The sequence below is a fragment of the Pseudomonas sp. GW821-FHT10C09 genome (assembly GCF_059415465.1).
The window spans coordinates 103,550-124,413 of sequence record NZ_JBWKNG010000017.1; the positions used below are offsets into that span (position 1 = coordinate 103,550).

Genomic DNA, 20,864 nt, shown 5'->3' on the forward strand with positions numbered 1-20,864 from the left:
CCCCCTGCATGGTGAAACCGCTTCATGTCTCTTGCGCTCGAACGTCTAGTCGCTGGTACGCCGATTCCTTTTGCCGGTAATCGTGTCTCGCTCGTTAGTCCCGAACTGGCCGCGCGCTTCCAGCCCGGCGACCACCTGCTGGTGGAACAGGTCAGCGGCGAATTGTTGCTGATCCCGGTGGCGGACCAGCAAGCGGCCAGCGTTGCGATAGAACGCGCAGAAGCAGCCTTCACCGCGATGTCGGCGGTGTCGGATCAAGCGATCAGCAGCTTCTTCGACCTGTTTGCCCAGCGTCTGGAAACCGCGCAATGCTGGGACTTGATCGCCGCCGCCAACCTCGCCGACATCGAGCGCGCCAAGGCCCGTGGACGTTCCACAACACGCTTGCTGGCCGATGAACGCATGCGCCGCGACATGATCGCCGGCCTGCGGGCCTGGCGCGATGCGTCGGCCTCGCGTGGCAAAGTGATCAGCTGCGTCGAGCATGACGGCTGGAAAGTCGAGCAAGTGGTGTCGCCGCTGGGCATCGTCGCGTTTGTCTTCGAAGGTCGGCCGAACGTGTTCGCCGACGCCGCCGGTGTCTTGCGCACGGGCAACACCGCGGTGCTGCGTATTGGCAGCGATGCGTTGGGCACCGCCCAGGCAATCGTCACCCATGCGCTGAACCCGGCGCTGAGCGATGCCGGATTGCCGGTCGGCGCGGTGTCGCTGGTCGAAAGCGTCAATCACGCGGCCGGTTGGGCGATGTTCGCCGACCGGCGTCTGTCCCTGGCCGTGGCCCGGGGTTCGGGACGTGCGGTCAGCCAATTGGGCAGCATCGCCCAACAGGCGGGCACCGCCGTCAGCCTGCACGGCACCGGTGGCGCCTGGCTGATCGCCGACCAGCACGCTGACGCGACGCGTTTCGCCGCCGTGGTGCGCAATTCCCTGGACCGCAAAGTCTGCAACACCCTCAACGTCTGCCTGATCCAGCGTGACCGCGCCGCCGATCTGGTGCCGCTGTTTCTCGGTGCGTTGCAACAGGCCGGCATTGCACGGGGCCAGGGCTGTAAGCTGCACATCGTCGAAGGCAGCGAGGCTTGTTTGCCGAGTGAATGGTCGAGCGCGAGCGTCGAGGTGTATCGCGCCGAAGGTTATCGGACTGAAGCGTTGGCCGAACCACTGCCGGAGGAGCAATTAGGCCGCGAGTGGGAATGGGAAGAAACCCCGGAAGTCAGCCTGATGATCGTCGATGACCTCGACCGTGCGATTGCCTTGTTCAACCGCTACAGCCCGCAGTTCACCGTGTCGTTGATCAGCGAGGATGACGCGGCGCATGAGCGCTTCTACAACGCAGTTAACGCGCCGTTTGTCGGCAACGGCATCACGCGCTGGGTCGATGGACAGTACGCGCTGAACAAGCCGGAACTGGGTCTTTCGAACTGGGAGAGCGGTCGTCTGTTTGCGCGCAGCGCGATTCTTTCGGGAGACGGTGTGTTCACCATTCGCAGTCGCATGACGCAGACCGATCTGTCGGTCAAACGCTAAGGCATTCCGACCGCAGGCGAGGGGGCGCACTATAATTAAGGTGTTTGCTCCTTCGTTCTGAAAGAGGGATCCATCATGAAACTTCGTTCCTTCGAGCAATATTCCCATCACCTGGAATCGGTTGCTCACGATACCTGGCTGACGACCCGGGTGAAGTCAGCCCTGGCCATGGCCGAGCCCACCCTTGCCATGCACATTCACGTCAAAACCCATGCGGGCACCGTGGCATTGAGTGGCCGGGTCAACACCCACCGGGAGTGTGAGCAGGCGGTTGCGCTGACTCGCTCCGTTCAGGGTGTGGTCGACGTCGATGCCCGGGAATTGCTGACCCACGTGTTCAAGCCAGGCAGTTTTCCCGAAGCGCCCAACGCTGAGGAGAGCGCTGAGCAACGGCCACGTTCGACAGACGAAAAATGACCCTGTCAGCAGCGCTTCCGGGATCGGGAGCGCTGCGCAAGGGCTGTTCATCACGCGGCTTCGACGGCTTTGCCGTACACCGCGCAGGTAGTCGGGTGTTCGGCCAGCGAGACGAAGGTGCGGCTGCTGGCCTCCAGGGCGTCAATCGAACCGGTTTCGATGTCGTAGACCCAGCCATGCAAATTCAACAGACCTTTTTCCTGCGCCAGGCGCACGCTCGGGTGCGTCTGGATATTGGCCAGTTGCGCGATGACGTTTTCCCGGACCATTGAACTGACCTTCGCCGCATCATTGGCGTGAGGACGGGATTCGTTGATGACTTTTGCCGATTCGGCATGTTGCAACCAGCCGCTGACTGCCGGCAGGTGATCCATGCATTTGCACTTGGCGATGGCGGTCATGGCGCCGCAATCGGAGTGTCCGCAGATCACAATGTCGGTCACGCCGAGGACTGCGACCGCGTATTCCACAGTCGCCGACACACCGCCCGGATGAGGGCTGTAGGAAGGCACGATGTTGCCGGCGTTGCGGATCACGAACAATTCACCGGGTTCTTGTTGGGTCAGTAATTCGGGCACTACACGGCTGTCGGAACAGGTAATGAACAACGTGCCGGGATGCTGGGTGGTGGCCAGGTGTTTGAACAGGTCGGTGCGTTGTGGAAAAGCTTCGTTCTGGAACTTCAAAAAACCGTCGATGAGCGCTTTCATGCGGGTGTCCTCATGCGTGATGTGGGGTGGCCCGCGCGGTAGCGCGGGCCAGTCTCAACTTAAAACGGGCGCAGTGGCAGGAACTTGCCGTCGAGGGTGATTACCGCGCGGGAGCCGCCTTCCGGGTCTTCGACTTTCTTCATGTCGAGCTTGAAGTTGATCGCGCTGATAATGCCGTCGCCAAATTGCTCATGAACCAGGGCTTTGAGCGTGGTGCCGTAGATCTGGATCATTTCGTAGAAGCGGTAAATGGTCGGGTCGGTCGGGACACCGGAGAGGCTGCCGCGCAGGGGGATGATCTGCAGGCGGGCCACCGCGTCGGCGTCCAGCTCCAATTTGTCGCCAATCACTTCGGCAGCGGCTTTGGGCAGTGGATGCTGGCCGAGGAGGGCGGCAGTGACGTAGGCCAGACCCAGGCCGGTGCCGTCGGTCAGGTCCTGCCAGGACAGATTCTTGCGGGCCTTGGCATCGAGGATCGAGGTGGTCAGGGCCAGGCTTGGGTCGTTGTAGGCGTGAGACTGTTGCATGGTGATTCTCCTGTCGGCGTGGTGTTGCTTGGGTGTGAAGCAATCTTCTGCCGATTGATCCATAGCGTCCAAGATCGATATACAATGCTGCGCATAAGCCCTACCTATAGATGGAATTCCCATGCTGCTCCGACATCTGCGCTACTTGCTGGCGGTCGCCGACCACGGCGGCTTCACCCGGGCCGCCGAGGCGTTGCATGTGTCGCAGCCGACCTTGTCCCAGCAAATCCGCCAGCTGGAAGAAACCCTGGGCGTAAGCCTGTTCGACCGAACCTCACGCACGGTCAAGCCGACCGATGCCGGTGCGGCCTACATCGAGTGCGCCCGTCGCGTATTGGTGGAACTGGAGGCCGGCAAGCGTGCGTTGCATGACGTGAAGGACTTGTCCCGCGGCACCTTGCGCCTGGCGATGACGCCGACGTTCATGGCGTATCTGGTGGGGCCGTTGGTGCGCGATTACGTGGCGCGGTTTCCGAATATCCATCTGGAGATTTTCGAGCTGTCGATGGATGACATTGAAGCGGGGTTGGCGGATGACTCACTGGACATCGCCATTGCGTTCAATGAAGTCAGAAACGCCGACATCGAATCGATTCCGGCGTTTACCGAAACGCTGGGGGTGATGGTGGGGCGCGCTCACCCGTTGTATGACAGTCAGCTCGCATTGCCTGCTGAAGAACTCGCGCAACTGGAGTTCGCGCTGTTGACCCCCGATTTCATTACCCGTACCCGCATCAATGAGTATTTTGCCCAGGAGCAGATAACACCGAAGGTGGTGATCGAGGTCAATTCGGTCAGCACCTTGCTGGAAGTCATTCGGCACACGGCGATTGCCACCATCCTGCCGGAAGCCATCGCCAGCCAGGAACGCGCCCTGCGCAAGATTCCGTTGTTGGGGGAGGCGCCAACTCGCGGGGCGGCGTTGTTGCGTCGTAAAAACAACTATCACAGCGCGGCGTCGGTGGCGTTTATGAATCTGCTGTTGGCGCTGTAAAACACTCAGGCACAAAAAAGGGCCTGCTCTTTAATGGGAGCAGGCCCTTTTTTATCAGTGAGTCAGTTTATTAGTAGAACCGATCAATCACCCGAACTTCGTTTTGGTTCTGTAGCGAAGCCCATGCCTGTTTCAGCGTTTGCAGAACATTACCGATGAAGTCCTTGTCGGCTGCGGCTTTCTTGCCGACATAGCCCTGGCCGCGACGGTACATCTTCAGTCGGGCAAGCAGGTTCTGGTTGTTCTGGTCGAACTCCGCTTCATGAGCGTGAGGCGACAGGCAGTCGATATGAACCTGGCCCGATTTGCTGATCCACAGAATGTGGCTGTCGAGGCTGTCTTTTTGCGCCGCGAACATACGAGCCAGTTCATCGATAGTTGGTTGATTGTTCAGATTCATAATATGCCCCTTGACCATTTGGTGATTTTTCAAAGTTGAGTCGCTAATACAAGTAGCCCATCGGTTAGTTGATCCCTGGCACCGAAACCAGGACGTCAGCGGTCGGCCGTCGAATTCGACGGGGTCCTGCGTCTGTTGCATGTAGTCGTGTTGAATAACTGCTACGCGTTAGCGTCACAACGAAGAGAAGCGGCGAATACCTGGAGGCCACTGCCGACTTTTCAGGGTCGGCCACAAGCTTCATGAGGATTGATCGCCAGCGCTTCTCGTCCTTGTACTGGACGTTCGGGCCAGGTCAGCTTCTTCAATCTGCCTTGTGGGCAGCGTGTATCCGGGAAAAACAGCTCGGCGGTCAGACGAGCTTGCTCAAACATGTTGCTGTACTCCCGATCGGGGAGATGTCTGCATCATGCAAGGGCAAAACGGAGGCGTCAACCGTTATGTAGTGATTTTTTTCAGTCACTACATATTGTCGGACAAAACGGATTGGAATGAAAAAGCGAGGCCGGAACACGCCCGTCAGGCCGATGGCTGCGGGCTTTGGAAGCGGTAGAAGGTGCAGGGATAACCGTCTGCTGGCTGCCGATGCAGGGTGAATTGATTGCCCGTAAGATCAGGCATCACTTTGGCCCAGAACCGCCGTGCAGGCGGGTTCGCATCGATGTGGAAAATTTGCCATTGACCGGGGATTTGGCTCAAGAGGGCGGAAACGACAAACTTCGCGACACCTTGGCCACGGAAGCGCCGGCTGACAAAAAAGTAGCCGATGTTGTACTCGGCGCCTTCGAGGTGGGTGTCGTCATCCACAGTCACAAAACCGGCCAGCTCACCGTCGACCCTGATCAAAAACGCTCGGGTCGCGGGGTTGCGCCAGTAATCGAGTTTGGGTTGGATATTGAAAAAACCATGCTCACCCAGTTCCAGCGGCAGCCATTCGCTGAAGTCGTAGACGTAGAACTGCATCAGGTTTTCGAGGGTGTCGAAGTCGTCACGCTGGGCGGCGTGCAGTTCTATCGAAGGCATTCGAGGCGCTCCAGGTTACGCAGGGCCATCCGTGGCCCTGTCAGGATCACTCAGTGCGGCGCGAAGTCGTACTTGCCGCCTTTCTTCAACGCGGCGAGGTAAGCCGGGCGCGCCTGGAAACGTTGGACCCAGGCCGCTACATGAGGATAGTTGGCCAACTTGCCCTGGGCCCGGGCGATCTCGCCGATGAAGCTCATCTGGATATCGGCGGCGCTGAACTCGTCACCGAGCAGGTAATCGGACTGGCTCAGTGCGGTGTCGAGGTAGCCCAGGTAATTGGCCACTTCCGAGTTGATGCGCGGATGCAGCGGCGCACCGGCTTCACCCAGGCGCCCGACATACAGGTTCAACATCAGCGGCAACATCGCCGAGCCTTCGGCGAAGTGCAGCCACTGGACGTATTCGTCGTAGGCGGGGGTGGAGGGATCGGGTTGCAGAGGACCCTGGCCATGACGGCGGATCAGGTAGTCGATGATCGCCGCGGACTCGATCAGCTTCTGCGTACCGTCTTCGATGACCGGGGATTTGCCCAGCGCATTGATCACTTTCAGTTCCGGCGGTGCGAGGTTGGTTTTTGGATCGCGCTGATACAGTTTCAGCTCGTAAGGAATCGTCAATTCTTCCAGCAGCCAGAGAATGCGCTGGGAGCGGGAGTTGTTCAGGTGGTGCACGATAATCATAAATATGATTCCTGTAGCAGCTGTCGAGTGGAACGAGGCTGCGATGCCTTTTCAGAACAGGCAGTCGCCGGACTTGAAGAACACTAGACCATCCCGGTCCGTTCGAAGTGCCATCAAGCCTTGCTGGTCGGTTTCGCGGTGCGTTTGCTGCCCGTCGAGGGTTTGCGAGTCGCCGGTTTGCGTTTTTTCTTCCACGGTGCGGCACCACGCCCGGCCGGGCTGGCTGGCCCGCTGATGGTCAGGCTCAAACCGGCGCAACGGGCGACTTGCTTGCTCATCCACGCCGCTTGTTTGGTGACGAATTCTTCCAGGCTCATTTCGCCGCTTTGCACCATGTCCAGCGCCTGTTCCCAGATCGCGGTGGTGCCGGGGTCGGCAATCGCGCGTGGCACTGCATCGATCAGGCTGAAGGCGGCCGGGGTGGCGGCCAGCGCTTTACCGTTCTTGATCAGGTAACCGCGGTCGAGCAGGCCCTGAATGATCGAGGCGCGTGTCGCTTCGGTGCCGATGCCGGTGGTGTCCTTGAGCTTTTGTTTGAGCAGCGGGTCTTCCACCAGTTTGGCCACGTTCTTCATGGCCTTGATCAGGTCGCCTTCGGTGAATGGCTTGGGTGGCTGCGTCCACAGGTCCTTGAGCTTCACATCGGCCACGGCGCAATCCAGCCCCTCGGCCAGTGCCGGCAAGGTTTGTGGCGCTGGCGCCTCGCGGCCCTTCGCGGGGGCGAGGGCTTCCGGCAGGGCACGTTTCCAGCCGGGTTCGACGATCTGCTTGCCGACGGCACGCAGGGCTTCACCGGCGCAGTTGAAGTCGGCCTGGGTGCGGTCGTATTCATGATTGGGCAGGAACTGCGCCAGATAACGGGCGCGGATCAGCGTGTAGACCGCACGCTGTTTGCCCACCAGACGATCCAGATTCTTCGCTGCCGCCGTGGGAATGATGCCGTGGTGCGCCGTGACTTTGGCATCGTTCCACGCTCGCGAGCGCCGTTGCGGTTCCAGGTAATCGTTCAACGCGTTCAGGGACGGATCGGCTTGGCGCAGTGCGGCGAGAATGCCGGGGGCTTCGCTGTGCTGACTCAACGGCAGAAAACCGCAATCACTGCGCGGGTAGGTGATGACTTTGTGGGTTTCGTAGAGCGCCTGGGCGATATCCAGGGTTTCCTGGGCGCCAAGCCCGAGCTTCTTCGAACAGACTTCCTGCAAGGTGCCCAGATCAAACGGTAACGGGGCGATTTCACGCATGCGCTCGGTACGCAGTTTGATCACCCTCGCAGTCGCTGCGTTAGCGAGCGCTTGAGCCGCATTTTGCGCGAGGCCCTGGTTCAGGCAGCGATCCTGATCATCACAAGCGTCGGAGGCCGCACGCCACTGAGCCGTGAACGCCGTACCCTCATGCAACAACTGCACGTCGATGGCCCAGTAAGCCACGGGGACGAAATCGGCAATGCTGCGATCGCGATCCACCACCAGCCGCAACGTCGGCGTCTGCACTCGACCCACCGGCAACACACCCTGATAACCGGACTGACGGCCGAGCAACGTAAACAACCGGCTCATGTTCATCCCGATCAGCCAGTCGGCCCGGGAGCGACCCAGCGCCGAATGATAAAGGCTGAACGTTTCGGCCCCCGGCTTGAGCGCGGCCAGTGCCTTGCGGATCGATGCGTCGTCCAGCGCCGACAGCCACAGCCTGCGGATCGGCCCACGATAACGGCAGTGCTCGACCAGTTCGCGGGCGATCATCTCGCCTTCGCGGTCGGCGTCGGTGGCGATCACCAGCTCGTCGGCCTCGCCGAGCAAGCGTTTGACGGCTTTGTACTGGCTGGCCGTTCGCGGTTTGACGGTCATCTTCCACTTTTCGGGAATGATCGGCAGGTCGGCCAGTACCCAGCGTTTGTAGCGCGCGTCATAGGCGTCCGGCGGTGCCGTTTCCAGCAAGTGGCCGATGCACCAGGTCACCGTGACGTCTGTTCCCAGCCAGCAGCCATCGCCCCGACGCTTGGCGCCGAGCACTGCTGCAATGTCTTTGGCCTGGGAAGGTTTTTCACAGAGGTACAGCCGCATAACCACCATCATTCATCAAGTGTGCAAGAGGCGCACAGAATGGCCGGTGATGAGCGCCGGATCAATCTTTATCTGTATGGATGTACAGCAAAGCTGTTGCGTTTGGTTGCGGCCGTCAAACGGTCCGTTCGGCTGCGGGGTCGTGGCGATGTCGAATTTTGGGTTATACCTGACAGTTGTGGTCTCAGGTTTCGGGGCAACTGCACGCGCGATCACGGGCATGTCGGATCGCCGCACCGCACGCTCCCAGGTTCATCACCGTCATGAGGAACGTATTCCATGAAAAGCTCTGGTCCCAGTCCTGTCATCACCATCGCCGAGCAGCCGGGCTGCCTGCTGGTGAAGTTTCATGGCATTCAGGTAGCCGCTTCCGCGCGCGCCCTGGTGCTGTTGGAGGCCAATTACCCGCCGGTGTACTACGTGCCGCGAGAGGATATCGACGAAAAGTATTACGCCCGCACCGACCACACCAGCTATTGCCCTTACAAGGGCGATGCTACTTATTTCAGCTTGCAAGTCCCGGGGCATGAAGGCGCCAATGCGGTCTGGAGTTACGAGGACCCTAAAGTATCCGTCGATCAGATTCGCAATTACGTGGCGTTCTACCCGGATCAGGTGAAGTTCGAATTGCTCGATTCCGAGGTCTGAGGATCGTTTTTCCCAAGGTGTGTGGCGAGGGAGGCCCTCGCCACAAGACCTCGTCAGTTCTTATCGAGATCGACGTTCTTGGTCTCGCGCAAACAGATCATCCCCACCACCAGGCTCACCGCGGTAATCACTACCGGGTACCAGAGCCCGTAGAAGATGTCGCCGGTGTAGACCACCAATGCAAACGACACGGTCGGCAGGAAACCGCCAAACCAGCCATTGCCGATGTGATAGGGCAGCGACATCGAGGTGTAGCGGATGCGCGTCGGGAACAGTTCGACCATCAACGCCGCCAGCGGGCCGTAGCACATGGCCGAGATGATGATCAGCGCGACGATCAGCGCCACAATCATCGGCTTGTTGATTTGCTGCATGTCAGCCTGTGACGGATAGCCGGCCAGCGTCACCGCGCCACGCAGGGCCGCTTCGTCGTAACCGTCGATTTTCACGTCACCGACACTGACCTGCACGCCACTGCCGGCGGGTGCGGCGGCGCTGGCGTATGGCAGGCCTTGCTTGACCAGGAAGGTTTTGACCTTGTCGCACGGGCTGTCAAATTTCGCCTTGCCCACCGGGTCGAACTGGAACGTGCACGTCGCCGGGTCGGCCAATACGGTAATCGGCGCCTGACGGCTGGCCTGGTCAATGGCCGGGTTGGCGTAATGCGCCAGGGATTTGAAGATCGGGAAATACAGCGCGGTGGCCAGCAGCAGGCCGATCATCAGCACCGGTTTGCGCCCGACCTTGTCCGACAGCCAGCCAAAGAAAATGAAGAACGGCGCGCCGATGATCACGCTGACAATCAGCAAGCCATTGGCCACGGCCGGGTCCATCTTCAGGAACTGGGTGAGGAAAAACAGCACGTAAAACTGTGCGGCGTAAAACGTCACCGCTTGCCCGGCGTTGATGCTGAACAGGGCAATCAGCACGACCTTGAGGTTTTCCCACTTGCCGAAGGAATCACGCAGCGGCGACTTGCAGAGTTTGCCTTCCTCTTTCATTTTCACGAAGGCCGGCGACTCGTGCAGGCTCAGGCGAATCCAGGTCGAGATGCCCAGCAAAATGATCGAAAACAGAAACGGAATGCGCCAGCCCCAGACTTCAAACTGATCGCCGGTGAAGTACCGGCAACCGAGCACCACCAATAGCGAGAGCAACAAACCGAGGGTCGCCGTGGACTGAATCCAGCTGGTGTGGAAACCGCGTTTGCCGATCGGCGCATGCTCTGCGACATAGGTGGCCGCGCCGCCGTATTCACCGCCCAGGGCCAGGCCCTGAAGCATGCGCAGCACCACGAGGATGATTGGCGCGGCGATGCCGATGCTCGCGTAGGTCGGCAGCAAACCGACGCAGAAGGTCGCCAGGCCCATGAGCACGATGGTCGCGAGGAAGGTGTATTTACGCCCGATCATGTCCCCCAACCGACCGAACACCAACGCGCCGAAAGGCCGCACGATGAAACCTGCGGCGAAGGCCATCAGCGCAAAGATGAACGCCGTGGTGTCGTTGACCCCGGCGAAAAACTGCTTGCTGATCACCGCCGCGAGGGCGCCATAGAGGAAAAAGTCGTACCACTCGAACACCGTCCCCAGTGACGAGGCGAAGATGACTTTGCGGGTGTCGTGGGTTATCGCCGCGACGGGCGCGGCTTCCAGGGGCTGAACATGTTCTGACATATCGGTATCCCTCACAGTGATTGTTTTTGTTGTTCCACTGGTGTTGCGTGTTCCATGTAGCGCAATACCCACTGTAGGAGTGAGCCTGCTCGCGATAGCGGTGTATCAGTCACCATCGATGTTGAATATCAGTCAGTCATCGCGAGCAGGCTCGCTCCCACAGGGGTTGTGTTGGCAGTGGGCTCGAGTATTAGCTGGGCGGCTTTTTCGGCAATCATCAGCGTAGGCGAACAAGTATTACCCGAGGTAATACGCGGCATGATCGACGCATCAGCCACACGCAACCCGGGAATACCATGAACCCGCAACTCGGCATCCACCACCGCATCCGCATCGTTCCCCATCCGGCAAGTGCCCACCGGATGGAAAATGGTCGTGCCGATCTGCGCAGCGGCCTCGTGCAATTCCTCTTCAGTCTGCAAGCGCGCGCCGGGCAAATATTCAACCGGTTTGAACGCACGCAGCGCCGGCGCAGCAACGATGCGCCGGGTCAGGCGAATAGCGTCGGCGGCGACACGCAAATCCTCGGGATGGCTTAAATAGTTGGGTTGAATCACCGGCGCGTCCTGCGGATTGGCAGAACTGATGTCCACCCGGCCACGGCTTTGCGGCCGTAGATCGCAGACCGAAGCGGTAAAAGCCGGGAAGGGGTGCAACGGCTCGCCGAAGCGCTCCAGCGACAGTGGCTGCACGTGGTATTCAAGATTCGCCGAGGCCTGTTCCGGTCCCGAGCGAGCAAAGGCCCCCAGTTGACTCGGCGCCATCGAGAGCGGGCCGCTGCGGTCATACAGGTAGCGCAAACCCATGCCCATCTTGCCCCACACGCTGCCGGCGATCTGGTTCAGCGTCCGCGCATTTTCCAGTTTGTAGATCAACCGCAATTGCAGGTGATCCTGCAGATTGCCGCCCACCCCCGGCAGTTCATGAGCGACGCCAATTCCGAGTTTTTGCAGCAGCGGACGCGGACCGATCCCCGAGCGTTGAAGGATGCCCGGTGAACCGACAGAGCCGGCGCACAAGACGATTTCCTTGCGCGCCTTGAAGCTTTTCGCCTGACCTTGCCAGCGTGTAATCACCGCTGAGGCGCGACCGTTTTCCAGCAGCACGCGGTCCACCTCGACATCGGTCAGCACAGTGAGATTGGCGCGGTGGCGGACCGGTTTGAGAAACGCCTTGGCCGCGTTCCAGCGGATCCCGGCCTTCTGATTGACCTGAAAGTAGCCGCAGCCTTCGTTATCGCCCTGGTTGAAATCATCGATGCTGGCAATGCCGCTTTGCTCGGCGGCGTTGCGAAAGGCATCAAGAATCGGCCAAGACAGCCGCTGCCGCTCGACCCGCCAGTCGCCGCTGGCGCCGTGAAACTCGGAGTCGCCGGCATAATGGTTTTCGCTCTTTTTGAACAACGGCAACACGTCGTTCCAGCTCCAGCCCGGATTGCCATCGGCAGCCCAGCGGTCGTAGTCGCCGGCCTGGCCACGCATGTAGATCATGCCGTTGATGGAAGAACAGCCGCCGAGCACTTTGCCGCGCGGATAACTCAGGGTGCGACCTTGCAGGCCGGGTTGCGCCTGGGTCTTGAAGCACCAATCGGTACGCGGGTTGCCGATGCAGAACAGGTAACCCACGGGAATGTGAATCCAAGCGTAGTTGTCGCGGCCGCCGGCTTCGAGCAGCAGCACCCGGTGTTGCGGGTTGGCCGACAGTCGATTGGCCAGCAAACACCCGGCGGGCCCGGCGCCGACCACGATGTAGTCGAATTCATCCAGGAGAGTCTTCATCCCTGACCTCGTCTTGTTGTTCTTGTTGTCCGTCATCCTAGTTGTTCGCTTTCGTCAAAAGAATGTTAGTTTTTGCGCAGCCGCTGTGCGTTTTTAAACAGCCTTGCCTCAAGGACGGATCATGTTCGACTGGAATGACCTGCGGTTTTTTCTCGAGTTGCAGCGCAGCGGGCGTTTGCTCACCGCTGCCCGGCGTTTAAACACCACCCACGCCACGGTTGCCCGGCACATCGAGGCCATCGAAAAGAGCCTCGGCACCGCGCTGTTCGTGCAGCATGCCCAGGGTTATGAAATGACCCCGGCCGGCGAAGCACTGCTCAAACACGCCGAAGCCATGGAAAACGTCGCGTTGCTGGCCCAGGAAGAAATCACCCAGTCCACCGCACCGCTGGGCAAGATTCGCGTCGGCGTCACGGAAGGGCTGGGCATCATGTTCCTCGCCAGCCGCATGAACGGCCTGTTCGAACGCTATCCGGGGCTGGAAGTGGAACTGGTGGCGGTGCCGCGCTTCGTCAGCATCCTCAACCGCGAAGCCGAAATCAGCATCCACCTCGAACGCCCGGCCGCCGACATGCTGGTCACCCGCAAACTTACCGACTATCGACTGGGGCTTTACGCCAGCCAGGCGTATCTCGACCGTTCCGCGCCATTGCGCAGTCGCGAAGACCTCGGCCGCCATGCCTGGATCGGCTATGTCGACGACTTGCTGTTCAGCCAGGAACTGATGTTCCTGAATAGCTTCTGCCGCAATCCACGGGTGGTGTTTCACAGTACTAGTGTTATTGCCCAGCAACAGGCTGCGCGTTCCGGATTGGGGATTGCCGTGTTGCCTTGTTACATGGCGAGTGCCGATGCGGATCTGGTGGCGTTGTTGCCGGATGAGAATATTGAACGCAGCTACTGGATCAGTACCCGGCGCGAGTTGCACAAGTCGGTGCGGCTGCGGGTGGTCTGGGATTATGTGGTGGGGTTGTGTGAGGCGGAGCAGGGGTTGTTGCTGGGATAGCCAATCGCGGCCACTCTATTGACTGACGACAAGGAGCGTTATCCGACACTCCGTCGTGATAAAGGGAGCTAGCAGCATGACCGAAGAGACAAAAGTAAAAGGACCGGCGTCGTACTTCCCGTCCATTGAGAAAAAGTATGGACAACCGATTAGCCACTGGCTGGAGTTGCTCGGAACAGTGAGCGACAAGAAGCACATGGAAATCGTGGCCTGGCTGAAAGATGCACACGGCATGGGCCATGGCCATGCCAATGCGTTGGTCGCGCACTATCTGGCCGCCAACAAAAAGTGATCGGGCAGGGGGGTATGTTCATGTCCCCCAGTACCCGCCTGACACAACACAATCCTCCTGTGGGAGCGAGCCTGCTCGCGAAGAGGCCAACACATTCAACATGGATATTGGCTGACACACCGCTTTCGTCGGAACGCCGCCCGGAGCCGGCTCGCTCCCACAGGGAATTCCAAATCGCATCCAATCAAACGCTGATCCCGTCAAGGAAGATAAAAACAATGAAAATATTATTCATCGCTTCGCTAGGGGTTTTATCGCTAGTTCAAACATCACTAGCCTTCGCTGAAAATGTTAATGGAAAAAATCTCTATTTACAGCGATGCACCATGTGCCACGGAATAGATCTCAAGGCAACAGGGCCATTGGCTAATAAAAGTAATCCTCCTGCACCTGATCTAACAACCTCCACTTTCAAAAAACGATTGAATGATTATCCGGGCGTGATTGTGTCATCGATAATACTTCGTCCAAATGGAGACTTGATTCCAAAAACGTTGCGAGAGAATGGTGTAAAGCTATCGCCGCACTCATGGAGTATTAAAGATCTGCGCGATTTGAATCAATACATGGGGGGTATTATTTCAAAAAATCGATGATCCGCAGCTTGCGATAGTCCGCTGACAGTTGTTTGTTGCACTTCGAGACAGCCTGCAATCGGCAAAAAATCAGTTACTCAGGAGCTCCTGCTCGCTCCCATATCGACTCCGATCAGCTAGCGCGGCGAGAAGTTTTACTCAACCGCCCGGCGGCAACTCCCGTGCAATGTCCGGTAAAGAAGTACGCGGCGGACTATCCGGAATAGCCAGCGTCGCACGCAGCCCGCCTTCCGGTCGGTTGACCAGCCTGATGTATCCGCCCAACCGGGTCGCGATGGTGTTGACAATGGTCAGCCCCAGTCCCGCGCCCTGGACATTGCCACGACTGTAAAACCGTTCGAACAACCGCTCGCGATCTGCTTCGTCGATGCCAGGGCCCTGATCCTCGACACTCAGTAAATAGAACCCATCCGCCTGACCTAACTGCACGGTGATCACGCCTTTATCAGGGGAAAAGTTTGCCGCGTTGCTGATCAGGTTATTCAGCGCGATGTCGATCACGGGAGCGTCGGCCACCACTTTAAAGGGGCGGTCCTGGACATCGAAGGCCAGCTCAAGGTTTTTACTCAGTATCCACGGCGTAAGCTGAGCCAGGCTGCCGCGCACAATTTCGGCCAGGTCGATGCTGTGCTGCACCGGCGCCATGGCTTTGGGTTCCAGGCGGGCCATGGTCAGCAATTGATTGACCAGGCGGCTGGTGCGGTCGACGCCAGAGATCAGAAACTCCAGCGAGTCACGGCGTTCTTCTTCGGTGCCAGCCTCCAGCAGATTTTGCGCATGCACGCGCAGCACTGCCAAAGGCGTGCGCATTTCGTGAGCGGCATCGGCGATGAAGCGGTGTTCGCGGGCCAGCACTTCCTGAATTTGCGCCAGCATGCGATTGAGCGCTGCTTGCATCGGCTCCAGTTCACTGGGTAGCGGGGTCAGTTGCAACGGTTCCAGCGAGCCGCTGTGCCGTGCCCGTAAGGTTGCCGCCATATTTTCCAGAGGCTTGAGGCCCCAGCCGATAGCGATCCAGATCAGCAACGCCAGAATCAAGCTGCCCAGCACATTGGGCCATAAGGTATGACGCATGATCCGATCCACCAGGTCCGCGCGCACGTCGTCCCGTTCGCCGACCCAGATTTTCAGCTCATTTTGTTTGTCTTCCAGCAGGAACGCGCGCCAGTGGCGGTTGGACAGGTCGACCACATCACTGAAACCGGGTGTGGCTGGCGGGGTGCTGAAAGAGGGCGCGCTGGCGGTGTGTACCAGCACTTCGCCGTGACGGTTCCAGACCTGAAACGCCATTTTGGTTTCATAAGGATGGCCATCGCCCCTGGTATCTGCTTCACCCAAGGCTTTATTGAAGGCCTGATACAGGTCGGCGTGTTCCTTGTTGGCGATGGGCATGCTCATCACGCCTTGCAACAGCCGGGCGTTTTGAGCCAGTTGGGCGTCATAGACTTCGGCGATTTCGTGATTGCTGTCGTGCAGATTGAACAGGCTGATCACTGCGACGCCGACCAGCATCAGGCCGATGATGAGCGTGAGGCTGCGGCGTCGGATCGACGTCATCGACGCTCCTCCACCAGATAGCCGACACCGCGAATGGTGCGGATCAGGTCGGTGGAGAATTTTTTGCGCAAGTGGTGGATATGCACTTCCAGGGTGTTGCTTTCGGCTTCTTCGCTCCAGCCATACAACAACTGCATCAGGTGATCGCGGGTCATGACCCGGCCAGGCGGCGAGAGCAATTCGTGTAGCAGCTGATATTCCTTGGGCGTCAGCGCTACCGGCTCGCCGTGATAACTGACTTGCTGGGTGCCAGGGTTCAGGCTGATGCCGGCGTGCTCGATCAGCATTTGCGCCCGCCCGACACTGCGCCGCAGCAAGGCCCGCAGGCGCGCCTTGAGTTCGGCCAGGTCAAAGGGCTTGATCAGGTAATCGTCGGCCCCGGCATCCAGCCCGGCAATGCGGTCTTCGGTAGCGTCCCGCGCGGTGAGGATCAGCACCGGTACGCTGGAGCCGCTGTCACGCAAACGCCGCAATACTTCAAGCCCGCCCATGCGCGGCAGGCCGAGGTCGAGCACCGCCAGGTCAAACGTTTCGCTCAGCAGCGAGTGCAAGGCACTGGCGCCGTCCTGTAACCAGTCGACGGTGTATCCCTCGCGGCCCAGGGCCTGATGGATGCCCTCGCCGAGGGCAACGTCGTCCTCGATCAGTAATAAGCGCACACGAACTCCTGTCAGTCGAGTTTCTTGTTCACGTCCACCAGCAACGCTTCGATCTCTTTGCGTCGCCCCGCGTCGGCGGTTTCCCGACCGGGCCTTGGCGCCGCTTTCAACGCTTTCTGCAACGCGCTTTTGGCTTCGCTGTAGCGCTTTTGACGGTAGAGGTGATCACCCCAGAAGTACAGACTATCGATGCCGTCCGGGTTGAGTTGCAAGGCCTGTTTGAGCAACTGTTCAGCCTTGTCCGAGTCACCAAAGGCGATGGGCCAGCCCGGCACGCGGTCATACAGCGCGCCCAGACTGGTGTAGGCCGAGCCTTGCAAGGCTTTGGGGTCCAGGGCCAGGGCTTTTTCGAGATCGGCTTTTGCCGCCTTGACCTTGCTCAGCGCGCCGAGACCACCCTGGGCGCCGGCCCAACTGCTGGTGACGATGCCGGACCAGATCCAGGCTTCTGCCACTGACTGGCGTTGCTGGGTGAACGCCGACGCCTGGGCCGCCAATTGTTCAAACGCTGCGGTGCGCTGCGCTTCGGGAACTTCGTATTGAATGTGCGCCCATTCTTGTTGAATGCCCTTCAGGCGTTGCTGGTCGGATGGGTCCAGCGCCCAGGCGCTTTGGCTCAAGGCGCCCACCAGCAGGCAAGCGATGATTTTTTTCATGGTTTGAGATTCTCGTTATCGGGCTTTTCACTCAAGCGACGGATCAGCGGCAATTGCTTGCGCAAGCCTTTGTCCACCAGATGGGGCAACAGGCTGTTCAGGCGCACGAAAAAACGCTCCGGCCAGCCCAGGTACAAATCGCGGTGATCACCGGCGATGGCATGGATCACGGCAGCCGCGACCGTTTGCGGATCATCGACGTTGGCCTTGAGCGCATCGTTCAATGCCTGCGCCGCCGGGCTGTTCATGCGGGTGCGGGTGGCGCGCGGGGCGACGTACAGCACGCTCACGCGGGTGTCCGCCAGTTCCCGGCGCAAGGCTTCGGAAAACCCGCGCAGGGCAAACTTGGTGGCGCAATAGCTGGCGTAGCCGGGGTAGCCGATGGAACCGTAGGTTGAGCCGACGTTCACCACCATCGCGCTCTCGGCTTCCTTGAGCAGCGGCAACAGTAGTTTGGTCAGGCAGATCGGCGCGCTGATGTTGACCGCCATCATCGCGTGGATGTCGCTGTCCTCGAGTTGTTCGAGCATGGCGAAGTGATTGATTCCGGCGGCGTTGATCAGCAAGTTGATCCCGCCAATGGCTTGGGCGGCAGCCAGCACCTTGCGCCGATCGGTGAGGACGGTGAGGTCTGCGCCGATCCAGCACAGATGCTGCGGATAACTCGCGAGCAGCGGCGCCAACGGTGCCTCTTGCCGCGCCACCGCCAGCACCCGGGCACCACTGGCGCACAGCGCGGTTGCGATCGCCAGGCCGATGCCACCGCTGGCACCGGTGAGTACCACACGAGCTTCAGACAGGCGCATGTGATGTCTCCCCGTCGCGTGGCAAGCCACGGAACATGTCGGTGTAGAGCGTGTACACCACTTTGGAAGCGTGAATCACCGCGGCCTGGTCGGCCGGATCGTCGAGGGTGTTCATCAGTCGGCGATAGGTCTGCATGTGCTCGATATCCAGGGAGCCATGGGAGCTGAGGTAGCTGAAGGCAGTTTCCGGCAAGTCCAGGCGCTCGCGAATGCTGCCAGCGGCGTGGGTCGCGAGGGCGATGCTGGTGCCTTCCAGCACGTTGACCATCCCGAACAGGCCGACCGGGTTGTCCCGGACAATCAGGTCGTAGAGAAAACTGACCATCAGTTCGATCGGCAGGCTCGGACGACCGTCGCGTACCGCGACCTTGTCGCCACCGCAGGCTTCGATGTCATTGAGGACCCATTGTTCGTGGCCATATTCATCCTCGATGTATTCGCAAACGGCTTTACGCAGCCATTCCAGGCGCAATGGCAGCCGCGCGCCGCAGGCCATCATCAAGGGCACGGTATGGCGCACGTGGTAATAGGCTTGCGCCAGAAACGCGCGGTAACTTTCCAGGCTGACCTTGCCCTCCAGGGCGTCGACAATGATCGGCAGATTGAACAGCGCATGGCGTTCTTGTTGCGTGGCTTCTTGCAGCCGGTCGAAAAAACTCATGATGCGGATTCCTCGGAAAATGCAGGTTCAGACAGTTGCGCCCGGTAACGCTCGACGATGGCGTCGCGGCGCAGTCGGCCATTGGCAGTGAGCAAGCCATTGGCGGGAGTGAAGGGTTGATCCAGTCGGCTCCAGTGATGGACTTGGGCGTAGTCGGGCAAGGCTTCGTTAGCCTGGGCGACGGTGGCGGCGAGATCGTCGTCGGTGCAGTCCGGGCGCGAGGGCCAGAGCAGCGCATGGTTGTGCGGCAGGGCTTCGCCGTAGACGAAGGCCTGGGCGATGTGGCGACGCTGGGTCAATTCGGACTCGACCCACTCCGGGTTCACGTTGCGTCCGAAACTGGTGACGAATTGATGCTTCTTGCGCCCGTTGAGGTAGAGAAAACCTTCGGGGTCGAATACGCCGAGATCACCGGTCGGCCACCAATCATCGGTAGGCGGCGCTTCGCCCAGATAGCCCAGCAAGGTCGAACCCTTGACCAGCACCTCGCCGTCCTGGGCCAAGCGAATCTCTACATGGGACAGGGGCTGGCCCACGCTGCCGGGACGTCGTGCGCCGGGCCGATTGAGGCACACCACCGAGGCGCATTCCGACAGTCCGTAGCCTTCGTAAATCGGCAGGCCGACAAGTTGGGCGCGATGCAGCAATTCTTCGGCAACCCGGGCGCCACCCACCGCGGCAAAACGCAGCGTGCCGGGGTTGAAGGCTTTCTGCTCGGCGGCGCTGACCAGCATAAGTAACAGCTGCGGCACCAGGATCAGGCTTTCGGGGGCACGGACGGCCAGGCAGCCGAGCAACTGTGGCACGTCCACTCCGCTGGCCCCTTGGATGCCGAGGGTTTTCTGGCTGGGCAGGCTCAAGGTTGCACCGGCATACAACGCGGCATAGCAACCCAGGTTTTCCAACAGGATCGCCAAGGGTAACAGCGCCAGGTGATGCTGCGGGGCGGTGGGTTTGCTGGCCTGATCCAGTTCGCGAGCGACGGTCAAAATACTCTCAGCGCTCAGGCATACGCCTTTGGGCGTACCCGTGGTGCCGGAGGTGAACGTCAGTTTGGCGGTCCCTTCGGGCATACGGTTCGGCTCCATGAAGGTCCGGCACCAGACTCCGCCAGTTTTCTCGTAGCCGGCCTCCTGCAATTCTGCGTCCAGCTGCGGCTCGGCTATCACCCGTTCGGCGTGGCTCTGTTCCAGGCAGTGGCGGCGTTGGGCCGGACTGAAAAACGGAGGCAACGTCAGGCAAGTCAGGCCTTCGAACAGCGCGGCCAAGTCCCAGAGCATCGCTTCCACGCCATTGTCCAGCGCCAGCGCCAGCACCCTGATGTGTTCGTCGCGCAGACGCTGTTGGCGAGTCAGGACTTCTGCGTACAACGTGGCGTAGTCGACCTTCACCTGATCGCCCCACAACGCAATCGCGGTGGGCGTGCGTTCGGCATGGCTGTGCAGGGTCTGTTTGAAACGTTCGGTTTCAGGCGACATGGCTGGATTCCTCGTTGGACGTTGGCAACCCCAGGCGCCCGAACATCCCGCTGTTGTGCAAATGGATGAAGCCGGCGCGGATGTTGCCCACGTGCACCCAGGGTTTGTTTTCGTAATAGCTGCCCCAGTGGTGGCGTTCATCACCCAGCCGCTCGGGATCGGCGGCGCACAGCGTCACGGGTTTCAAGCCCAGGCGATGAAAGCTGTTGACCAGGCCGACATTGCCGGTGAACGCCACCCATTCCAGGCCACCCATGGCCAGAAGATAAGTGATGGCGATGATGCTTATTCGCGCGCTGCCGGTGTTGCTGGCGGCCAGGTTGCCAACTTCGACGATGCCGCTACGGTCCACGGGGTGATCGGCGGCCGCACTGATCAGCGGGTCGATCGATTCGTCCAGATAACGCTCCAGAAACAATTGCCCAAGACTCGCCAGGCGAATCCCGGCCACCGCACAGAGCTCACCCGACGCATTGCTCATGCCGAACAGTTCGGGCATGAAATGACGGATGTCGGCGCCGTGGGCCTTGCGGAAGCGTTGCTGGATAAAGTCTTCAAAGGGGGGCCGCCGGGGCTCGTCCGGCAGCGCTCTGTGCAAACACATCTGTTCGGTTGCGGATTGGCCGAAACGCAAGGGAAGCGCGATGTTCCACTCAAAATCGGGCATGGGAAGACGCCTCCACGGATCAATTGAGGAGGAGTATTGAAGG

The 20,864-nt window shown here is 59.9% G+C and carries 22 protein-coding genes; 7 read left to right on the plus strand and 15 right to left on the minus strand.

Annotation, left to right across the window (positions count from 1 at the left end):
* Positions 1-24 precede the first annotated feature (24 nt).
* A complete protein-coding gene (locus AC07N8_RS19020) occupies positions 25-1,527 on the plus strand; it encodes an aldehyde dehydrogenase family protein (protein ID WP_493145573.1) in 1,503 nt (500 codons plus the stop codon).
* 75 nt (positions 1,528-1,602) lie between these two features.
* Positions 1,603-1,944 (plus strand): BON domain-containing protein, encoded by a 342-nt coding sequence (locus AC07N8_RS19025; protein ID WP_493145571.1) that lies wholly within the window; start codon positions 1,603-1,605, stop codon positions 1,942-1,944.
* A gap of 50 nt (positions 1,945-1,994) precedes the next feature.
* Here the strand turns inward: AC07N8_RS19025 and AC07N8_RS19030 are convergent, their stop codons facing one another.
* Entirely contained in the window at positions 1,995-2,654 is a 660-nt protein-coding gene (locus tag AC07N8_RS19030; RefSeq protein ID WP_123435851.1) for a carbonic anhydrase, read from the minus strand.
* Positions 2,655-2,713: 59 nt separating this feature from the next.
* The gene (gene cynS / locus AC07N8_RS19035; RefSeq protein ID WP_027925323.1) at positions 2,714-3,181 is read right to left on the minus strand and encodes a cyanase; all 468 of its coding nucleotides are present in this window, start codon (positions 3,179-3,181) and stop codon (positions 2,714-2,716) included.
* Between the two features lie 121 nt (positions 3,182-3,302).
* Here cynS and cynR point away from each other — a divergent pair, with 121 nt between their 5' ends.
* Positions 3,303-4,175, plus strand: a complete 873-nt coding sequence (gene cynR, locus AC07N8_RS19040) for a transcriptional regulator CynR (RefSeq protein ID WP_483839800.1) — start codon at positions 3,303-3,305, stop codon at positions 4,173-4,175.
* 70 nt (positions 4,176-4,245) lie between these two features.
* On the opposite strand, the gene AC07N8_RS19045 is transcribed toward cynR, so the two are convergent.
* The 4 genes from AC07N8_RS19045 to AC07N8_RS19060 form a co-directional block, all read right to left on the minus strand.
* Entirely contained in the window at positions 4,246-4,575 is a 330-nt protein-coding gene (locus AC07N8_RS19045) for a hypothetical protein (RefSeq protein ID WP_007946256.1), read from the minus strand.
* Positions 4,576-5,094: 519 nt separating this feature from the next.
* Positions 5,095-5,598, minus strand: a complete 504-nt coding sequence (locus AC07N8_RS19050; RefSeq protein ID WP_493145568.1) for a GNAT family N-acetyltransferase — start codon at positions 5,596-5,598, stop codon at positions 5,095-5,097.
* A 50-nt stretch (positions 5,599-5,648) separates the two neighbouring features.
* A complete protein-coding gene (locus AC07N8_RS19055) occupies positions 5,649-6,278 on the minus strand; it encodes a glutathione S-transferase family protein (RefSeq protein ID WP_493145566.1) in 630 nt (209 codons plus the stop codon).
* 113 nt (positions 6,279-6,391) lie between these two features.
* Positions 6,392-8,341, minus strand: coding sequence for a DNA topoisomerase III (locus AC07N8_RS19060; RefSeq protein ID WP_493145564.1), 1,950 nt, complete (start codon positions 8,339-8,341; stop codon positions 6,392-6,394).
* A 279-nt stretch (positions 8,342-8,620) separates the two neighbouring features.
* Between AC07N8_RS19060 and AC07N8_RS19065 the strand changes: the two genes are divergently transcribed.
* Positions 8,621-8,989 carry a DUF427 domain-containing protein gene (locus tag AC07N8_RS19065; protein ID WP_483839796.1) on the plus strand — a complete coding sequence of 123 codons (369 nt, stop codon included), beginning with the start codon at positions 8,621-8,623 and terminating at the stop codon, positions 8,987-8,989.
* A gap of 53 nt (positions 8,990-9,042) precedes the next feature.
* On the opposite strand, the gene AC07N8_RS19070 is transcribed toward AC07N8_RS19065, so the two are convergent.
* A complete protein-coding gene (locus AC07N8_RS19070; protein WP_493145562.1) occupies positions 9,043-10,665 on the minus strand; it encodes an MFS transporter in 1,623 nt (540 codons plus the stop codon).
* Positions 10,666-10,793: 128 nt separating this feature from the next.
* Positions 10,794-12,443: a GMC family oxidoreductase gene (locus tag AC07N8_RS19075; protein ID WP_493145560.1), complete on the minus strand. Its 1,650-nt coding sequence runs from the start codon at positions 12,441-12,443 to the stop codon at positions 10,794-10,796.
* A 121-nt stretch (positions 12,444-12,564) separates the two neighbouring features.
* Between AC07N8_RS19075 and AC07N8_RS19080 the strand changes: the two genes are divergently transcribed.
* The 3 genes from AC07N8_RS19080 (at position 12,565) to AC07N8_RS19090 (ending at position 14,337) form a co-directional block, all read left to right on the plus strand.
* The gene (locus AC07N8_RS19080; RefSeq protein WP_483839793.1) at positions 12,565-13,449 is read left to right on the plus strand and encodes a LysR family transcriptional regulator; all 885 of its coding nucleotides are present in this window, start codon (positions 12,565-12,567) and stop codon (positions 13,447-13,449) included.
* Between the two features lie 76 nt (positions 13,450-13,525).
* On the plus strand, positions 13,526-13,741 hold the full coding sequence (locus AC07N8_RS19085; protein ID WP_483839792.1) for a DUF4287 domain-containing protein: 216 nt from the start codon (positions 13,526-13,528) through the stop codon (positions 13,739-13,741).
* 218 nt (positions 13,742-13,959) lie between these two features.
* The gene (locus AC07N8_RS19090) at positions 13,960-14,337 is read left to right on the plus strand and encodes a c-type cytochrome (RefSeq protein WP_483840305.1); all 378 of its coding nucleotides are present in this window, start codon (positions 13,960-13,962) and stop codon (positions 14,335-14,337) included.
* A 138-nt stretch (positions 14,338-14,475) separates the two neighbouring features.
* Here AC07N8_RS19090 and AC07N8_RS19095 read toward each other — a convergent pair whose 3' ends face one another.
* The 7 genes from AC07N8_RS19095 to AC07N8_RS19125 are packed head-to-tail and all read right to left on the minus strand — an operon-like array spanning position 14,476 to position 20,821.
* On the minus strand, positions 14,476-15,894 hold the full coding sequence (locus AC07N8_RS19095) for a sensor histidine kinase (RefSeq protein WP_493145557.1): 1,419 nt from the start codon (positions 15,892-15,894) through the stop codon (positions 14,476-14,478).
* Positions 15,891-16,553, minus strand: coding sequence for a response regulator (locus AC07N8_RS19100; protein ID WP_493145555.1), 663 nt, complete (start codon positions 16,551-16,553; stop codon positions 15,891-15,893). The genes AC07N8_RS19095 and AC07N8_RS19100 overlap by 4 nt, the downstream gene beginning before the upstream one ends.
* Positions 16,554-16,564: 11 nt before the next feature.
* Positions 16,565-17,209 (minus strand): tetratricopeptide repeat protein, encoded by a 645-nt coding sequence (locus AC07N8_RS19105; protein ID WP_483839790.1) that lies wholly within the window; start codon positions 17,207-17,209, stop codon positions 16,565-16,567.
* Entirely contained in the window at positions 17,206-18,015 is an 810-nt protein-coding gene (locus tag AC07N8_RS19110; protein ID WP_493145553.1) for an SDR family oxidoreductase, read from the minus strand. Before AC07N8_RS19110 ends, AC07N8_RS19105 begins: the two co-directional genes overlap by 4 nt.
* Positions 18,002-18,676 carry an iron-containing redox enzyme family protein gene (locus AC07N8_RS19115; RefSeq protein ID WP_483839788.1) on the minus strand — a complete coding sequence of 225 codons (675 nt, stop codon included), beginning with the start codon at positions 18,674-18,676 and terminating at the stop codon, positions 18,002-18,004. The genes AC07N8_RS19110 and AC07N8_RS19115 overlap by 14 nt, the downstream gene beginning before the upstream one ends.
* A complete protein-coding gene (locus tag AC07N8_RS19120) occupies positions 18,673-20,154 on the minus strand; it encodes an AMP-binding protein (RefSeq protein WP_493145551.1) in 1,482 nt (493 codons plus the stop codon). The genes AC07N8_RS19115 and AC07N8_RS19120 overlap by 4 nt, the downstream gene beginning before the upstream one ends.
* Positions 20,144-20,821: a thermostable hemolysin gene (locus AC07N8_RS19125; RefSeq protein ID WP_483839786.1), complete on the minus strand. Its 678-nt coding sequence runs from the start codon at positions 20,819-20,821 to the stop codon at positions 20,144-20,146. Before AC07N8_RS19125 ends, AC07N8_RS19120 begins: the two co-directional genes overlap by 11 nt.
* Positions 20,822-20,864: the final 43 nt, after the last annotated feature.

What these genes read in the sequence shown, in the direction of transcription:
- cynS (WP_027925323.1), bottom strand. Translation starts at nt 3,181, where the DNA reads ATGCAACAGTCTCACGCCTACAACGACCCAAGCCTGGCCCTGACCACC.
- AC07N8_RS19045 (WP_007946256.1), bottom strand. Translation starts at nt 4,575, where the DNA reads ATGAATCTGAACAATCAACCAACTATCGATGAACTGGCTCGTATGTTC.
- cynR (WP_483839800.1), top strand. Translation starts at nt 3,303, where the DNA reads ATGCTGCTCCGACATCTGCGCTACTTGCTGGCGGTCGCCGACCACGGC.
- AC07N8_RS19110 (WP_493145553.1), bottom strand. Translation starts at nt 18,015, where the DNA reads ATGCGCCTGTCTGAAGCTCGTGTGGTACTCACCGGTGCCAGCGGTGGC.
- AC07N8_RS19075 (WP_493145560.1), bottom strand. Translation starts at nt 12,443, where the DNA reads ATGAAGACTCTCCTGGATGAATTCGACTACATCGTGGTCGGCGCCGGG.
- AC07N8_RS19030 (WP_123435851.1), bottom strand. Translation starts at nt 2,654, where the DNA reads ATGAAAGCGCTCATCGACGGTTTTTTGAAGTTCCAGAACGAAGCTTTT.
- AC07N8_RS19095 (WP_493145557.1), bottom strand. Translation starts at nt 15,894, where the DNA reads ATGACGTCGATCCGACGCCGCAGCCTCACGCTCATCATCGGCCTGATG.
- AC07N8_RS19070 (WP_493145562.1), bottom strand. Translation starts at nt 10,665, where the DNA reads ATGTCAGAACATGTTCAGCCCCTGGAAGCCGCGCCCGTCGCGGCGATA.
- AC07N8_RS19020 (WP_493145573.1), top strand. Translation starts at nt 25, where the DNA reads ATGTCTCTTGCGCTCGAACGTCTAGTCGCTGGTACGCCGATTCCTTTT.
- AC07N8_RS19090 (WP_483840305.1), top strand. Translation starts at nt 13,960, where the DNA reads ATGAAAATATTATTCATCGCTTCGCTAGGGGTTTTATCGCTAGTTCAA.
- AC07N8_RS19065 (WP_483839796.1), top strand. Translation starts at nt 8,621, where the DNA reads ATGAAAAGCTCTGGTCCCAGTCCTGTCATCACCATCGCCGAGCAGCCG.
- AC07N8_RS19060 (WP_493145564.1), bottom strand. Translation starts at nt 8,341, where the DNA reads ATGCGGCTGTACCTCTGTGAAAAACCTTCCCAGGCCAAAGACATTGCA.
- AC07N8_RS19105 (WP_483839790.1), bottom strand. Translation starts at nt 17,209, where the DNA reads ATGAAAAAAATCATCGCTTGCCTGCTGGTGGGCGCCTTGAGCCAAAGC.
- AC07N8_RS19120 (WP_493145551.1), bottom strand. Translation starts at nt 20,154, where the DNA reads ATGTCGCCTGAAACCGAACGTTTCAAACAGACCCTGCACAGCCATGCC.
- AC07N8_RS19055 (WP_493145566.1), bottom strand. Translation starts at nt 6,278, where the DNA reads ATGATTATCGTGCACCACCTGAACAACTCCCGCTCCCAGCGCATTCTC.
- AC07N8_RS19115 (WP_483839788.1), bottom strand. Translation starts at nt 18,676, where the DNA reads ATGAGTTTTTTCGACCGGCTGCAAGAAGCCACGCAACAAGAACGCCAT.
- AC07N8_RS19080 (WP_483839793.1), top strand. Translation starts at nt 12,565, where the DNA reads ATGTTCGACTGGAATGACCTGCGGTTTTTTCTCGAGTTGCAGCGCAGC.
- AC07N8_RS19085 (WP_483839792.1), top strand. Translation starts at nt 13,526, where the DNA reads ATGACCGAAGAGACAAAAGTAAAAGGACCGGCGTCGTACTTCCCGTCC.
- AC07N8_RS19050 (WP_493145568.1), bottom strand. Translation starts at nt 5,598, where the DNA reads ATGCCTTCGATAGAACTGCACGCCGCCCAGCGTGACGACTTCGACACC.
- AC07N8_RS19025 (WP_493145571.1), top strand. Translation starts at nt 1,603, where the DNA reads ATGAAACTTCGTTCCTTCGAGCAATATTCCCATCACCTGGAATCGGTT.
- AC07N8_RS19125 (WP_483839786.1), bottom strand. Translation starts at nt 20,821, where the DNA reads ATGCCCGATTTTGAGTGGAACATCGCGCTTCCCTTGCGTTTCGGCCAA.